12 protein-coding genes are annotated in these 16865 nt (G+C 36.4%); 1 reads left to right on the plus strand and 11 read right to left on the minus strand.

Going from position 1 to position 16865, the window contains the following annotated elements; translation table 11 throughout:
* Nucleotides 1–23: 23 nt before the first annotated feature.
* From BLP44_RS15730 to BLP44_RS15750, 5 genes are all read right to left on the minus strand, one after another.
* On the minus strand, nt 24–6296 hold the full coding sequence (locus BLP44_RS15730; protein ID WP_170830253.1) for a T9SS type A sorting domain-containing protein: 6273 nt from the start codon (nt 6294–6296) through the stop codon (nt 24–26).
* A gap of 14 nt (nt 6297–6310) precedes the next feature.
* Nucleotides 6311–7438, minus strand: a complete 1128-nt coding sequence (locus BLP44_RS15735; protein WP_091134376.1) for an ABC transporter substrate-binding protein — start codon at nt 7436–7438, stop codon at nt 6311–6313.
* Between the two features lie 51 nt (nt 7439–7489).
* Nucleotides 7490–8080: a phage tail protein gene (locus tag BLP44_RS15740; RefSeq protein ID WP_244511794.1), complete on the minus strand. Its 591-nt coding sequence runs from the start codon at nt 8078–8080 to the stop codon at nt 7490–7492.
* Nucleotides 8081–8307: 227 nt separating this feature from the next.
* Entirely contained in the window at nt 8308–10662 is a 2355-nt protein-coding gene (locus BLP44_RS15745) for a mechanosensitive ion channel family protein (protein ID WP_091134378.1), read from the minus strand.
* 106 nt (nt 10663–10768) lie between these two features.
* On the minus strand, nt 10769–11017 hold the full coding sequence (locus tag BLP44_RS15750; protein WP_091134380.1) for a hypothetical protein: 249 nt from the start codon (nt 11015–11017) through the stop codon (nt 10769–10771).
* A gap of 91 nt (nt 11018–11108) precedes the next feature.
* Here BLP44_RS15750 and BLP44_RS15755 point away from each other — a divergent pair, with 91 nt between their 5' ends.
* On the plus strand, nt 11109–11402 hold the full coding sequence (locus BLP44_RS15755; protein ID WP_008469053.1) for a winged helix-turn-helix transcriptional regulator: 294 nt from the start codon (nt 11109–11111) through the stop codon (nt 11400–11402).
* 2 nt (nt 11403–11404) lie between these two features.
* Here the strand turns inward: BLP44_RS15755 and BLP44_RS15760 are convergent, their stop codons facing one another.
* The 6 genes from BLP44_RS15760 to pdeM all read right to left on the minus strand — a co-directional run bounded on the left by BLP44_RS15760 (nt 11405) and on the right by pdeM (nt 16865).
* Complete coding sequence (locus BLP44_RS15760; protein WP_091134382.1) at nt 11405–13069, minus strand: sensor histidine kinase; 1665 nt, start codon at nt 13067–13069, stop codon at nt 11405–11407.
* Nucleotides 13070–13073: 4 nt separating this feature from the next.
* The gene (locus tag BLP44_RS15765) at nt 13074–14087 is read right to left on the minus strand and encodes a SpoIIE family protein phosphatase (RefSeq protein WP_091134384.1); all 1014 of its coding nucleotides are present in this window, start codon (nt 14085–14087) and stop codon (nt 13074–13076) included.
* Nucleotides 14080–14496 (minus strand): anti-sigma regulatory factor, encoded by a 417-nt coding sequence (locus BLP44_RS15770; protein ID WP_008469048.1) that lies wholly within the window; start codon nt 14494–14496, stop codon nt 14080–14082. The genes BLP44_RS15765 and BLP44_RS15770 overlap by 8 nt, the downstream gene beginning before the upstream one ends.
* Nucleotides 14477–14875: an STAS domain-containing protein gene (locus tag BLP44_RS15775; RefSeq protein ID WP_008469047.1), complete on the minus strand. Its 399-nt coding sequence runs from the start codon at nt 14873–14875 to the stop codon at nt 14477–14479. Before BLP44_RS15775 ends, BLP44_RS15770 begins: the two co-directional genes overlap by 20 nt.
* Before the next feature lie 18 nt (nt 14876–14893).
* The gene (locus BLP44_RS15780; RefSeq protein WP_008469046.1) at nt 14894–15736 is read right to left on the minus strand and encodes an STAS domain-containing protein; all 843 of its coding nucleotides are present in this window, start codon (nt 15734–15736) and stop codon (nt 14894–14896) included.
* 490 nt (nt 15737–16226) lie between these two features.
* Nucleotides 16227–16865, minus strand: coding sequence for a ligase-associated DNA damage response endonuclease PdeM (pdeM, locus tag BLP44_RS15785; protein WP_091134386.1), 639 nt, complete (start codon nt 16863–16865; stop codon nt 16227–16229).

Below are 16865 nucleotides of genomic sequence, written 5' to 3' on the forward strand. Positions count from 1 at the left end.
TAATTTTAAATTAAATCTCATTTTTATTTAACCAATAAGTTGATTGTTTTTAACTGACCGTCAGCCAGTTTAAGAACAACAATATATAAGGCTGTCTGCGAAGGAGCGATAATTTGATTTTTGGCTTTTACATTTGAAATAGTCTGAACTAATTTCCCTGCAATGTCATAAATAACCACCTCAGATCCATTTAATTGAGATTCGCTAAAATCACATTCTAAAGTAAACTCGGCATTAGGTTTAACTGGGTTTGGATAAATTTTGATTTTCTTGGTGAAAATTGTTCCAGTTGTTTCAATTGGACAAGATTTAATGGAGTTTCCGTTTTTGTCTTTTGCAATTACGTAATAAGTGCCATTTAAAGGCTGTATTTCACTATAATATTGCTTAGTTGCTCCAGAAATAGCTGCTCCGTTTTTATACCATTGCCAAGCCACAAAATTATTTGATCTATTATCAAAGAATAGAACATTTGCCCATTGCTGTATAACAAGACCAGATTGGCTTATTTCTATTGGTTTAACAACGGCTGTAGCAGCATTATGATTTTGATCTCCATTTTGTGTTGCAGTAATGGTTGAGCTTCCTGAACCTGTAATGTTTAAAGTTGATCCTGAAATTGTTCCCAATGCTGCATTTGCAATGCTGTAAGAAACTGGTAGACCGCTATCAGTTGTTGCAGTTAAGGTAACATTATTAGAGTCTGAACAGCCAAATTCTAAAGTCTGATTCCAAGTAATTGTTTGATTTGCTTTAGTAATTTCAAATTCTGCACCAGTAAAGGCAATTACGTAATCTGCCCCAGCATTGATTGTTCCCAGCTTAATGTTGTATTTTCCAACATTTTCTCCAGCATCTCTTGTAAGCAGACCAGTAAGTATTGAGTTTGTATCTCCGTTAGCAAAACCTAAAGCAGTGTAATTGAATACTGGATCTGTTGTGCCATATACTTTGGTATGTCCTGTTGCTGCGATTATAGTAAGAGTATATTTTTGTGTTGTAAAACTTACTTCATTTCCATAATTAATAAAACCGTTACTGTTTATAGCATAAGTTCTAACATAATAGGTTCTATTTCCTCTAAGTCCAGATAAAGAGTTTGTAAATGTTCCTAATGCAGCAGTGACATTAATTTTAGTATCAGCTGTAGTAGGGTTAGCATGCTGAGCATATACAAAACCAACTTCCGTTAAACAAGAACCACTGTCAGTATTGATTCCGTCAGAAGATACAGTACCAGATAAAGAGGCACTAGTTGTAGTGATTCCTGATACAGTTGCAGTGCTTAAATTAACAGGATTAGCAGGCTGTGTTATTTCAACAGTCGCTGAAGCTGAGCAAGAATTAGCATCTGTAACAGTTACAATGTAAGTTCCAGCTGAAAGACCAGTTGCAGTTGCTGCATTTCCTCCAGATGGAGACCAAGAGTAGGAGTAAGCACCTGTACCACCTGTTACACTAACTGTAGCCGACCCGTTATTTCCGTTATGGCAAGATACTGCTAAAGGAGTTGCAGTTAAGGTTAAGGCATCTGGTTCTGTAATGGTAATCGCTTTTGTTGCAGAACATGAATTTTCATCTGTAACGGTTACAGTATAAACTCCTGCGGTAAGACCAGTTGCTGTTGCTGCACTTCCGCCAGACGGAGACCAAGAGTAAGTATAAGCTCCAGTTCCTCCAGTTGCCACTACAGATGCAGTACCGTTATTGCCTCCATTACAAGAAACATTGGTATGAGAATCTGTTAGCGAAAGGGCAGAAGGCTCTGTAATTTGAACCGTTTCTGTCACAGAACATCCGTTTGCATCGGTCACAGTAACACTATAAGTGTTTGGACTTAATCCTGTAGCTGTTGCAGCAGTTCCTCCAGATGGCGACCAAGAATAGGTATAAGTTCCAGTTCCTCCAGAAGGAGTTACAGTAGCTGTTCCGTTATTTGCCTGATTGCATAAAACGTCTGTTTTAGCTACCGTTGCTGTAAGAACAGGAGGTTCAGTAATAGTTACGCTTGCCGTAGTTTGACATAGGTTGGCATCTTTGACAGTAACTGTATATGTTCCTGCTGGTAAACCCGAAGCAGTTGCAGTAGTTCCGCCAGAAGGAGACCAAGAATACGTATAAGCTCCAGTTCCTCCAGTAACGTTTACAGTTGCAGTTCCGTTAGAACCTCCATTGCAAGTAACATCGGTTTGAGATGTTGTTGCACTAAGAGCATTAGGTTCTGTTATAGTAAAACTTTGTGTTTTGGTGCATGAGTTAGCGTCTTTTACTGTGACAGTATAAGTTCCAGCAGAAAGTCCGGTTGCTGTTGCTACATTTCCGCCAGAAGGAGACCAAGTGTAGGAATATGCACCTGTGCCACCTGTTACTGAAACACTTGCAGAACCATTGTTTCCTCCACTGCAAGTCACATTTGTTTGAGGATTTGGTGTTATTACAATGGACGATGGCTCAGTGATTGTAAAGTTTTTGACAATTGAACATCCATTGCTGGCAGTGATTGTTACAGAATAGTTTCCTGCACTAAGGTTGTTTGCAGTGTCAGAAGATCCTCCAGAAGGAGACCAACTATAAGTAAACGGTCCAGCGGCTCCTGAAGGAATAACTGAAGCAGAACCAGTGTTGGATCCGTTGCATAACACATTAACTTGATAAGTAGCAGCTACTAGTGTATTAGTTGTATTGATGATAAAGTTTTTAGTGACCGTACATCCATTTCCATCTGTAATGAGGCAGCTGTAATTGCCTGCTGCCAAGTTGGTAATATTTTGCGTGGTAGCACCTCCTGGTGTCCATAAATAACTATAATTACCAACACCGCCAAATGGTATTACAGAAGCATCTCCACCCGCAGAACAAGTTGCATTTGTCTGCGAGGTAGTAGCGCCTAAAACTGAAGGTTGACCTATAACAAATGTTTTTGTAATGGAACAGCCATTTGCATCCGTAATTACGCATGTGTATATGTCGGCAGTTAGCCCAGTAGCTGTAGCTGCAGTTCCTCCCGATGGAGACCAAAAGTAGGTATAATTTCCAGCCCCACCTGATGCTGTAACTGTAGCAGTTCCTGTTGCTCCGCCATTACATAAAACTTCTGTTTGAGATTGTGTTGCACTTAAAATAGGTGGTTGATTAATGGTGAAACTTTGTGAAGTCTGGCAATTATTAGCATCCTTTACTGTTACAATATAAGTTCCAGCTGATAGTCCGGTAGCAGTTGCAGCAGTTCCTCCGCTAGGAGCCCATTGGTAAGTATAAGTGCCTGTTCCTCCAGTAACAGTTACAGTAGCTGAACCATTTGATCCTCCATTGCAAGAAACATCGGTTTGACCACCATTGCTTGCCGTAAGTGCAGGCGGTTCAGATATAGTAAAACTTCTAGTTGCTTGGCAGCTATTAGAATCGGTTACCGTTACTGTATAAGTGCCTGCAGTAAGACCCATTGCGGTAGCAGTTGTTTGTACAGGAGTTGTATTCCAAGAATAGGTATAACCTCCAGCACCTCCGGTCGGCACAACTGTTGCCGTGCCATTAGCGCCCCCATTACAGGATGCGTCTGTTTTGCCTCCTCCAATTGATAAGTTTAAAGCTGGTGGCTGGTTAATGGTAAAGCTCCTAGTTGCCTGACAGCTATTGGCATCAGTTACCGTTACAGTATAAGTGCCTGCAGCAAGACCTGTCGCCGTAGCAGTTGTTTGAACAGGTGTTGTATTCCAAGAATAAGTATAACCTGGAGTTCCTCCAGTTGGCACAACCGTTGCATTACCATTAGCACCTCCATTGCAGGATACGTCTGTTTTGCCTCCTCCAGTTATTAAGCTTAAAGCAGTTGCTGGCTGGTTAATGGTAAAGCTTCTAGTTGCCTGACAGCTATTGGCATCGGTTACCGTTACTGTATAAGTGCCTGCAGCAAGACCTGTTGCAGTAGCAGTTGTTTGTACAGGAGTTGTGTTCCAAGAATAAGTGTAACCTCCAGCACCTCCAGTTGGAGCTACTGTTGCCGTACCATTAGCACCTCCATTGCAGGATACGTCTGTTTTGCCTCCTCCAGTTAGTAGGCTTAAAGCTGTTGCTGGCTGGTCAATGGTAAAGCTTCGGTTTGCCTGGCAGTTATTGGCATCGGTCACCGTTACTGTATAAGTGCCTGCAGCAAGACCTGTTGCCGTAGCAGTTGTTTGTACAGGAGTTGTGTTCCAAGAATAAGTATAACTTCCAGCACCTCCAGTTGGAGCTACTGTTGCCGTGCCATTAGCGCCTCCATTACATGATACGTCTGTTTTGCCTCCTCCAGATGCAGCGCTTAAAGCTGTTGCTGGCTGATTAATGGTAAAGCTCCTAGTTGCCTGACAGCTATTGGCATCGGTTACCGTTACCGTATAATTGCCTGCAGCAAGACCTGTTACGGTAGCAGTGGTTTGAACAGGTGTTGTGTTCCAAGAATAAGTATAGCTTCCAGCACCTCCAGTTGGAGCTACTGTTGCCGTGCCATTAGCGCCTCCATTGCAGGATACGTCTGTTTTGCCTCCTCCAGTTGCTATGTTTAATAATGGAGGCTGGTTAATAGTAAAAGTTCTAGTTGTCTGGCAATTATTGGCATCAGTTACCGTCACAGTATAAGTCCCTGCTATGAGTCCTGTTGCTGTAGCAGTTGTTTGGACAGGTGTTGTATTCCAAGAATAAGTATAACCTCCAGAACCTCCAGTTGGAGCCACTGTTGCCGTGCCATTAGCGCCTCCATTGCAGGATACGTCTGTTTTTCCGCCTCCAATTGCTGCGCTTAAAGCTGTAGGCTGACTAACTACAATATTATTTATTATTGTGCTGCAATTATTAGAGTCAGTAATACTGACAGAATATGTCCCTGCTACTAGACCAGTTCTATCTTGTGTTGTTATTCCACCTCCCCAATTATATGTATAAGATCCGCTGCCTCCTGAAGGGGTAAGGTCTATAGATCCATTGTTTCCTCCGTTACACGCCACATTGGTAACGCTAAGTCCACCCAATATTGCTGGATTTTCTACTATAGTAAAATTTTTTGATATCGTAGTTTGTTCACTATCTTTTATTAAAACATTATAAGTTATGTTTGGTTCCAAACCTGTTGCTGTTGCGGCAGTAGAACCATTGGTCCACTCATACGTATATGGTGCTTTTCCTCCTGAAACGTTTACAGTTGCCGTTGCGTTATTGGTGCCATTACAAGCAATTGTTTGAGATTGTGTCGCAGATAATGTGGAATTGGTTGTAAAAGATACCGTATTTCCATAAGATGTTCCAATTGAATTTTGCGCATAGGCTCTATAATATATTGTCGTTGCTGGAGGTAGTGAAAGTACATTTATATTAAAAGCACCAGTGCCTGCAGTTCCAAATACGTTTGTTACTCCTGGACCATTTATTACTGGATTTGTTGTTAAAGACCAAACAACGCCTCTATTTATAGTGCCAGTGTCTCCGCCATTATCGTTTGAACCTCCTAACACGGCCGAAACTGCTCCAAAATTTGTTACAGGTACAGTGGTGGTTACTGTTGGCGTAACGACTAAAGTTATATTTGGGGTATTATAGTTCGCGGCTGTTATTTGATAATTTGTATTATCAGTTTCATCTTTAAGCCAGTTTGCCGGATTATTTATGCTTAGCAATAAATCAGCTACATTTCCAGTCAAAGTTCCATTATATTTTGCATTAGGATGCTCTTCCACTGTTGGAGAATAAGGGAATAAAGAAATACAAGTCTTACCATTTTCTAAACCTGTTGGTATGGCACTTGAATTACCTCCGCTTGTTCCTGTAGCATTCCATGTAGTACTAAGATCATAATCTCCAGAATTATAATCGGAATGAATTCCAGCAATAAAAGTAGGCGAAGCTGGTTGAGGACCAGTTGGTGATTGATAAGCCAATATTTGATCACCACCAGAAGCGAGACTAAACCCAGTGAATCCTGGAGCAAGGCCAATACCTGATGTCCCAGTTACTGTAAAAATATCATTAGCAGTTTCCATTACTGAAACAATTGTACCAACAGGTGTGAAAGAAGGTACCGTCCATTGAAGATGTGATTCAGTGCTTCCCGATACCCAAGTTGTACCGTTCCATCCTCTTTCTGTAAAATAAATTACTGTTCCTGCATTTAGATCTTTTAATACAATAAAAGAAAAACCATCCAGTGGATTACTATTGAAACCTAGGAAAGCAATATCTCCAGGTCCTAAAGTTTGTCCTTTTAAATTTTGATGAAAACTAAAGAAGCAAAAGAACGTAAAAAATAAGAGTAATTTTTTTTTCATAACATACAATTTAGTTAATGACATAAATAAGCATTATCCCAGCCTCCTAGATGCTCAGGCTTTGTTAATGAGGCAAAAGCCTTAATAAAATCCCCATCGTTTATCAATGTTTCAATTTTTTTAAAGCTTATAGTATTAAAAGAATCTAAGTGTAATTGGTATATATAATGATTGAATAGTGTTCTGTTGGTTTCCTCATCAAATCGGATAGCACCTCTGGGACCGTCAATATTTAATCTATGAATGGACTCAATTAAAGAACTTGTTTTTAAATTAGCAGCATCTAAAAGTATATGCTTTAATATCAGACCGTTTTCATAACCTAAAATTGAAAATAGAGATGGGCTTTCAGTATAAACTTCTTTATAATTTGAACTAAAATCTGTTGCATCAGTATCATGTTGCATCCACGTACTTACTACATAAAGTTCATGAGGATTATTTTTATATTCAGCTAAAATTTTATCATTGATAAAAAATGGCGTTACATAAAAGGGATACTTTTGAGTAAGCCTATTTTGTTTAAGGAAATCAGCATTTTCATCAGCATATAAACCGCTATAAAATGCAAATACAACACTAGGTTGTTGCGTGTTTATAGTTTGATCCATGTGTGTCGCTTCATTTTCTCTAGGATTAAAAGGTGTGATGTAATGCGCGGTAAAATGGTTTTGCCCCTTAAAAGCATATTCTAAGGCATGAAGCATCCCATATCCCGAATCATAAAAGGACGTAGAAGTTGCTATTTTATATTTTTTATCTGAAAAATATTTGCCCACCTGATAGCAAGATTCTGTTAGTCCCAAAGAGTTTATATATATGCCCTTATATGCAGATTGATAAGGAATTGTTGCTCCCAAATCGGCGACTAATAATAATATCTTATTATTAGAAGCATATTTATAAACATCAGACGTATTACAATGTCCAAGAAAACCAATTATAATTGAAATATCTTCCTGAAAATTAAGTTTTTGTATTTTATCGATTATTAGCTTCTCGTCTGCACCAATACCAATACTTTCTACAAAAAGTTTTACATTCAGATTGCTAAGTTTTAAACCTCTTATAAAATCTCTATCTAATGAAGGATATTGTTGAGACTTTGGGATTAAAATTCCGATTTTAATTTGCTTATCCATAAAATGAGATTAAAAAATAGAGGCAATTTTTGCCTCTATTAATAAATTGATTTAATTTCTAGAAGGAAAAATTCCATTTAGTGCAATACACATGTTTACAGCCAGATATGGATCACGTATACTGAAAGGTATAGTGCTTCCTGCAATTGCTGTGTTTCCTCCTAGAGTTGCTGTTGCAGCTAAACCAGCAATTTTTGCAGTTCCAGTTCCACCTGGTTCACTGTAAATGTTTGCAGTTGCTGTACCAGAAGAAAAAGAGTTATTTCCGTTATCTGTTTCATTAGTAATTGTTCCTCCAACTATGGCAGTTGCAGTTACAGCAACTGTTGCAGTACCACCTGTTAGAGCATGTACGTGAGCAGGCATGTTTGCCGTTGTTAAGGTTGTATTTTCAGTACCTGCGCTTTCTCCTATTACGACAGGACTTAGGCCAGGCCCTTGTCCGAAATGGATAGGACTTCTTCCTCTTAGATCAGGAAGGCCGAACGTAGAAACGCCGTTGCCCCCGTAAGTTGTTCCAAGTAGTGCAAAAAGAGCTGAATTTTGAGAAATTGACATAATTTGTCCATTGCAAGCAGCCCACCCAGCAGGAGGGTAGTTAAATGCGAAAGATAAAATTGTTCCCAAGTAGACTTCCATCATAATTTTAAGATTTAATAGTTAATGTTAGTTTTATATAGTGTTTTACTACAATGCTAAATTACTTTATAACAAAATTATGGGTACACGGGTTTATACGTGTTTTTGCTAATGTGCTATTATTTAACACAATACCTTAAAAGTAAGAAAAAAAAAACAATGTTTTTACTCCCAGAGATATCTTTTGGGCAATAAAAAAGGCAGTAACTCGTTACTGCCTTTTTTGTGCTCTAGCTAGAGAATGTCAAGCCTTTGTTTTTGAAGCTTACGTAAAGCTCTTGCCTTGCGGAACTTATTGTTTCTTCGGTTCTGTAAATACTGCACCAGAACTTGATTAGAAGTTTATATTTTCCATCAGAAATTGAGCTGTAGTATATTTGTGATGTTTTTGAATTGTTTACCAACGGAAGGTTAGAAAGTGTGTCATTTACAATCGTATTAATTTCCTCTGGAATGGTTTCTCCGTTAATTTCAAATGTAATTTCTACTAACTTAAAATTATCGGTATACGTCCAGTTCGTGATATTTTGAGACAATAAGTTACCATTCGGAATAATGATTTCGGCACCGTTTGGAGCATTGATTTTAGTTGTTCGCAATCCCATCGATTTGATGCGTCCAGATTCTGAACTAATTTCAACCACATCGCCAACTTGAATCGGTTTGTCAAAAATCAAGATAATTCCCGATACAAAATTATTGACAATGTTTTGAAGTCCAAGTCCAACACCGACACCTAAAGCTCCTAAAAGAATACTCAACTTGTCTAAAGGCATTCCAGAAGCCGCAACAGCAAGCAAATAACCGCTTATAAGAACCACCAATCTAGTGATAAGCAATTTTGAATGTTGTCTTTTATTGATGTTTTCTTCGTTTTCATCATCAATTTCGCCAAAGAAATAAGCCACATATTTTTGCAGTAAATGCGCTGCCCAGATAATAATGAAAAATAAAACGATATTGCCAAGCGTAAATGTGATGCTTCCGATTGTATTCGGGTGACTTAATAGTTTTGTCAAAGAAGCACGAAGCGATTCCCATATATTCAAATTAGAAGCAATTACAATCAGCCACATATAACTGATGGCAATGATAAAAGGTCTTTTCAAAGTGTCTGACAAGCTTTCGTAATCAAACATTTTTTCAATTCCTCTTTTTACCCTAGTTGTATAAATTTGAAGTAAAATAATTTCCAAAATAATCTTTAGAAGTACACTTAAAGCAACAATTTGAGTAAGCGATATAAAAGCGGTTAAGCTTAACATATTAGAAAGCGAAACTCTTCCAAAAACATTATAAAGAATAGACAAAATATTTAGTCCAATAAAAATGATACTTGCCCATTTAAAAAAGCCTTTTATATAAAGTTCTTCTTTAAGTGTTTTAATCTGAACCAAACCGTAGCGGATTCCTAAAATATTGATCGCAACAAAAGCAAAACGCTGCAATAATCCGATTGTGATAAATAAGTCCAAAAAGCAAAGCGCAAAGAATAATCCTAATAAGAAAAGCCAGTTTCTCATAGCAACGCCAGACCACTGATTTTTGAAAAGAAAGATTAAAACGCCAAGTAAGGAAAGTTGAATTAATTCTAAAAACAGGGCAGGAGCATATAAATTGGTAACTACAGCAATATTTAGTGCGATAACCAAAACAGGAAGCAGGACACCGCGGTTTAGGTATTTGAAATTTAAGAGCAAAAGATTTTCTGCGTAGCCATTTGTTTTAAGGTATTTGATGTTTCTGGAAATGTACCAAAACAAAAGCCCCATAAAAAAGCATAAAGTGATAAGTCCGCCAGCTTTATAACTTAGATAGTAAGCGGCAACATTTTCTTCAATTATAATTTTAGCTTTAATGTTGTGGGTTACCCTTTTCTTTACGGCAGAATCACTAATTTGCCATAAAGAAGGATATTCTTTCTTGAAAATGCTGATTCCAGATTTCTCCAATTTGCTTTCAACGGTTGCCAAGGCATTAGAAACTGCAATTTTTCGTTGTACGGTTAGTCTTTTTTTGTTGTTTAGCGTCGTTTGGTTTTTAGTCATTAGACTATCCGTGGCAACATATCTTTTTCTAAGGTTCCCGAATTCTTTTTTAAATTGCTTACGGCGTATCGTATCTTTTAATAGAGTAATTAAAGTTTTGTCTTTTCGAAGATCAATTACACGTTTCTTGATGTTTTCAAGATTTTGATTTCGATCATTGATGGCTTTGTTCTGTTCTTCCAATTCTTGTTGAATTTCCTGAAGCACAACTCGGTACATTTGTTGGTTTCTCACATTCGGATTGGCTCCTTTTAAACTGGCTAAGATTAAATCCAGTTTGCTTTCGGTACGTTTCATGTCGCCAAAAAGGTGACGCGTATCTCCTGCGAAATCAATGTCGTTGTACGCAGATTCTAAAACTTCTCCAGCTTTCTCGATTGCCATTAAATAATCGCTATCTGTTGCTGTAGTATCGTTAAATAATCTTCCGCGACTTTCTTTTTTTGCATTTTTTTGTTCTTGACCGTAATTGAGCTGTGAGAAGAAAAGGAATAAAAATAAAGAGAAAAAATAAAATGTTCTTTTTTGAATAGTCATAGTATTAAGGGCTTATTTGGGAGCTCAAATTTAATTTTTTTTTGAAAGACTTTCAGTTAAGAAAAATTAAATTTAAAACTATAACTTAATATTTAGTGGGAGAACTTTATTCTAGTTCTCTTGAAGTAATTTCTTGTTCAATTTCTTTAAGAGAATTCGAATGGTTAATCATAATAAATGCCAAAACAAAAGGAAATAGTATTAAAATTAGAAATCCCTTTTTTAGAAGTAGCAGCACAATAAGAATGAATAATATGATGGCAACTAGAATCAAAATTGTAATTGTGGTCTGAATCGTTTTTTGCATTTTTAACAGCTCTTCAATGCTCATGTCGCTTGGTTTCTTTCCTTTCATTTTATATTTTTACTTTAGAATTACAACAAATTTTATTTAAAAAACTTTCCAAAACAAGAAGTCAGATTTTTTTGACTACCCAGCAATTATTATGGAAGAAACAGAAACTTGTCCAGCACAAAGACTTTTGAAAATGTTATCTGGAAAATGGAAGGCAGAAATTTTTCGTTTGGCTGTAGAATCGCCTTTACGTTTTAATACTTTACTGCGTCAGATTCAAGGTTCTAACAAACAGTCATTATCTACAGCCTTAAAAGAGCTGGAGGAAGAAGGGCTTTTGGAAAAGACTACAATTAAGCTAAAACCTCTCCATATTGAATACAATTTGACAGAGAAGGGAAAAGCTTTAATTCCCGTTTTCCAGCATTTGGAAGGATTATCCTGATTTTAATTCGAGGACTGGTTTTTTAGAGATAATTTAGCGGTATAGAGTTTGTTTTTTGGAAAATATATCCAAAAAGTGGTTCCTTCATCAGGTTTGCTGGTGAAGTTAATTATACCATTATGGTTTTCAATAATTCTTCGGCATAAAGCAAGTCCTATACCATTTCCTCCATATTGATCGCGTTCGTGAAGACGCTGAAACATGTCGAAAATTCGATTAGAATATTTGCTATCCATTCCAATTCCATTATCAGAAATTGCTATTACTTCATAGTTTTCTGCTCCTATAGGTAGGTGTTCATCTTTAGGAACATTTTCATGCAAAACTTTTACAGAAGGCTGTTTGGCATTAAATTTAAGAGCATTATTGATGAGATTATATAATAGCTGACGAAGCTGAGTGTCGAGCCCAAAAACTGTTGGTAGAGGATTTACATTTATAACTGCATGTTTTTCTTCAATAACCAAACTTAAATCTCCTAAAACGTCAATAATAATTTTGTTTAAATCGACTTTTTCAAAATATTGTTCTTTATTTTCAATTCTTGAATAATTAAGGACATCTGTAATTAAATTTGATAATCTTCCCGCAGCAGATGTTATTCGGTCAAAGTAATATTTTTTCTTTTGATCTTCGCTCAAATGTTCGCCAGCGCGAGAAAGCATTATCATAATTTTTCTCAGCGGCTCTTGAAGATCGTGGCTGGCAATATAAGCAAACTGTTCTAGTTCTTTATTTTTAAAACGAAGCTTTGAGTTGGCGTTTTCCAGTTCATGCTGAATTAATTTTAACTGAGTGTTATCTTTCAGTGTTTCAACCATCATTTTCTGTGCATTAATATCTACAAAATAGACCAGCCAGCTGTTAAAACTTCCATCTTCAGTTTTGTTCGGAACTATAGAAATTAAATGCCAGATATAATTAGAATCTTTTTTAATTCTAGTTTCACCTAAGAAATTTGATCGATTTTGTTTGGCTTTATTCCAACCTTCCAAAATTCCATCGATATCTTCAGTATGAATGAAATTCATCAAAGTTTTACGATCAAAAGAAAGTAAGGGTTTGTCTAAATAATTTTCTAGGGATTCATTTACCAGCAAGACATTATTTCGTTCATTAATTACGCAAATTAAAATCGGAATCGTGTTTGCCAGCTGTTTGTATTTATTTTCACTTTCTGCCAGTTTTTCTGAAAGTGCTATAAGTTCAATATTCTTCTTTCGAATTTCGTCGTAAGGAGAAAGGGGAGTTTCAAACTTAAAATAATCAATTAACGTTTTAATCTTAGTTTCAGAAAGAAGCCCAGGAGATGGAATAGGCAGACTTATTTTAGTTAAAGATTGATTATTCGAATACTGATATTCTATATGATGCGAAATTTTTGATGCATAAATAAAAGCATCTGGACTGCAACTTTTTAAATCAACATTATCGGTGATGATAGCTGTAATTTCTTTTTGGGTTGCCTTTATGATATTTATATTAAGCACCAGCAAAGAATCTTTTCCTTTTGCAATGGCACATCGGGCGACTTCAGAGACGGCAGTTGCAAATCTTGTCTGAAGGGATGATGCCATACCGCACATTTCAGCAATTTTCATGCAGCGCTTATGGGCTAGTATCAAGTCCATTTCGTTGTCAAGATTTATTTGTACAATCTCTTTCATAGTCTTAATTTATCTTTCCTACTAGAATAGTTGCATCATCATTGCCTCTGATGTTTTCTTTATAAAGAGCAGATGCAATTATGTTCGGACTTTGTTTAAAGATAGAAGTTAAATCATTTAAACTCCATCTTGTACGCAATCCGTCACTATGCATAATGATGATCTGATGTCTTCTGTAGGGCACGATCGTATTGTTTAATGTACGCGGTACGTTGTGCCCTATGATTCCGTTATAAGGTGTATACGTCTTATTATCTAATCCGTTGTAAATACGGGTGTTAATATTTCCGATACCACAAATGTTCCAAACTTCAGATTTATAATCAACAGATGCTATGGTTGCAACCAATCCTCTGGTTTTTTTTACTTTTATATGAATATCTCTCAGGATAGCGGCAGGTTCTGTTTCTATGGTTTGCCTAAACGCTTTTATCGCTGCTTCGACTGCTTCATTGGCACTTTCTCCATGTCCTAATCCATCGCCTACAAATATCTGAAAACCTTTGCTGGTTTGTTTTATATAATACCCATCTCCGCAAAGTTTTTCACCTGGATAATTTACAGCAATTGTAGCATGATTTAGTCCGCTTTTGGCAGAAGGTATTTCTAGATCGGGTTTCTCGCAGATTTTGACATATTGCACACATCCCCAATTTTTCATAGAATAAATCTGAAAATCGTTGCTTAGCCTTTTAATAGAACCTAAGCCATGTCCAAGAGTATTAGAAGACGAATAGCCGTCGTTCATTATTTTGACCACATTATCAAATCCAACTCCTTTATCGAGGCAGTAAATTTCAATTTCTTTGTATTCTCCGTCTATACTCGCGCGATAGAGCAATTCGCCACCGTTGGCAAATTTCATTAAGTTTGAAGTTAATTCTGCAACAATAATGTCTGTTTCAGCGGCTCTGTGAGGTGTAAAACCCAATTGAAGGGCAAGATTGTGTATTTCTCTTTTTATAAAAGCAATGAGACTTCTGTCATCAATTTTATAAGTGGAAAACGTATTATCCATTTTTCCATTTTGTTATAGTAACGGTGGTACCGTTTCCTAGTTCTGATTTAATGTCAAATTCATTGACAAGTCTTTTTGTTCCGGGCAATCCTAATCCGAGGCTTTTTCCTGTGCTGTATCCATCTTTCATTGCCAGTTCGATATCGGCTATTCCAGGGCCATTATCAATAAAAGTAACCCGTACGCCATTTTCGCGTCCGTTGCTGACAGATTCAATAATGACTTTACCGCCACCGCCATATTTGAGAAGGTTACGCACAAGTTCGCTTGTGGCCGTAATAAGTTTGGTCTGATTCAAAATACTCATGCCAATTTTTACGCCATACTCTTTAACACGATTGCGGAGCGGTACAACATCCTGTTCTTTTACGATCAGTGCTTCTTCTTTGTTATTCGTTATCGTCGTCATACTCCGGCTCTTCGTTATCGCTAGTTCGCATTTTTGAGCGAAGTAAATCCATGCCTTTTTCTACATTTAAAGCACTTATAACTCCATTTAAAGATAATCCAAGTTCTACCAGTGTAATGGCAACAGCAGGCTGCATTCCCACTACAACAGTTTGTGCGTCTAATATTCTTGACATTACTGCAATGTTTCCGAGAATTCGTCCCATAAACGAATCTATAATCGAAACAGCAGAGATGTCTATTAAAACACCTTTAGAACTATGTTTACTTATAGTATTGATTAAGTCTGATTCAAGATTTTCTGCCAGCTGATCATATAAATCTACCTGTATGGTAACAAGCAGAAAATCTCCCATTTTTAGGATAGGAATTCTTTCCATAAAAAATCTTAAATCTTTTTATTCTACAATTTTCTTTCTTTTTACAACAGCTAACTGAAGCATTTCGAAAGCTGTTTGTAAGGCGCTTGCAAGTGAAGCTTTGGTGGTTATACCGCTTAAATCGATTCCTAAATGCACCACAGTCTGCGCAATTTCAGGACGAATTCCGCTGATAATACATTCTGCTCCCATTAAACGGGTTGCACTTACCGTTTTAATAAGGTGCTGTGCTACTAGAGAATCTACTGCTGGCACACCAGAAATATCCAAAATAGCGATAGAACTTCCTGTGTCAACAATCTGTTGCAAAAGGCTTTCCATCACTGTCTGAGTTCTTGAACTGTCTAGCGTTCCAATAATTGGCAAGGCAACAATTCCGTCCCATACTGTAATTACTGGAGTTGAAATTTCGCTGATTTCATCAATTTGTCTTGAGATTACGTCTTCTCTTCCTTTCATGAAAGCTTCAAAAGTCATAATCATCATGTTGTCTAAAATAGCATTAAGCTTTAGATTTGCATCATAAAGTTTCTCAGGTTCTTGAATCAATTCAGACAAAACTTGTGAGCACGCTTCTTTAAATGAAATTAAATATTGAGCATTTTCTCTAGGTGAAAAACCGCGTTTTCCTCTTGAAGATGAAATCCCGACAATTAAATCCTGAACTTTTTCAAACTCTTGTGAGTTTTCGTATTTTTCATCAGACTTAGCCAATACACTTAAAAAGAGAGAAGCAAATTCTTTTGACTCTTCTTCTTCCATCGCTCCATCTTCAGATCCTCCATCTAAAAGAATTTGAGACCAGATAGTTAATAATTTGTTTTCGTGCTCTTTTAAGACACCTAGTAAGTTGTTTTGCATTTGCTATAAATTTGGAATTTTCTCTTTCAAATATATAAATTTAAATTGGATGTTGAGAAAAGAAATACTAAAATGAAAACAAACATAAAATTTAACCTTTTTGATTGAAAAATGTATAATTACATGTTTTTGAGGAGATTTATGTTAAAAAAAAATGAATAATACTTATTTTGTGATGTTTAGAGAAAAACTGAAAAGTAAGATTGTTCGCGCTTCTAGGAGGAGAGGTTTTATTAAAAATTGTTCCCTAATTTTAGCTGGGGAATTTTAAATTAAATTCTTAAAAAGGCTTTAGCCCAAATTGCGATTTGGCTAAAGTCTTCTGTATTGCAAATCATTTAAACTCCAGCTAAAGCTGGAGGCAATTCAAATTTAATTGTGTTGCTAATCCGACGGGTTTTTTAAACCTGTTGGTTTTTTTGATTATACTTTAAATACAACTTTAAACAGATTGTTTTAAATGTTTGTAAATAAAAGCATCGGATGGTTTTCAATTGTTTTTATTTATTAAAATAACTTCATTGCCAGCTATAGCATAAACATTATGATCTTCTTCAGGTTTCATAATAAATTTTCCCGTAAATTCTCCAAAAGCAGGCAATATCATTTGATTGCTTTTTTGAAAAAAACATCTCAGTTTTAAACTTTGAAGCCCTAATCCGCGTAAAATTATTCCTGGATGAATATGCCCCGAAAAGTTAAAGAAATCCTCTTTTTCTGTCGGATGATGGGTTAAAAGAAAATGATTCATTTCTAAAGAATCAACAACAAGAATTCCAATTTCATAATAATGTTTCTGGTCAATTATATCGTGATTTCCTGCTATTAAATATGCTTCTTGATTATGCTTGGAAATCCATTCTTCAAATAAATCCCATTCTGCATTTTTTGAACTATGGAATAAATCTCCTAAAAAAATAACTTTTTCGGGTTCAAAATAATCTAAAACTTCTGTGATTTTTCTAAAATTTTCTGAAACCGCACTTTGCGGAATGGCGATTCCGTGTTTTCTAAAATGCGTTACTTTTCCTAAATGCACATCAGAAATGATAATCATTTTTTTCGATTCCCAATAAATAGCTCCGCTTGGATGAAGTATAAAATTTTCGTTTTTGATCTGAATTTTCAT

This window comes from Flavobacterium anhuiense (assembly GCF_900101855.1).
Lineage (GTDB): Bacteria > Bacteroidota > Bacteroidia > Flavobacteriales > Flavobacteriaceae > Flavobacterium > Flavobacterium anhuiense.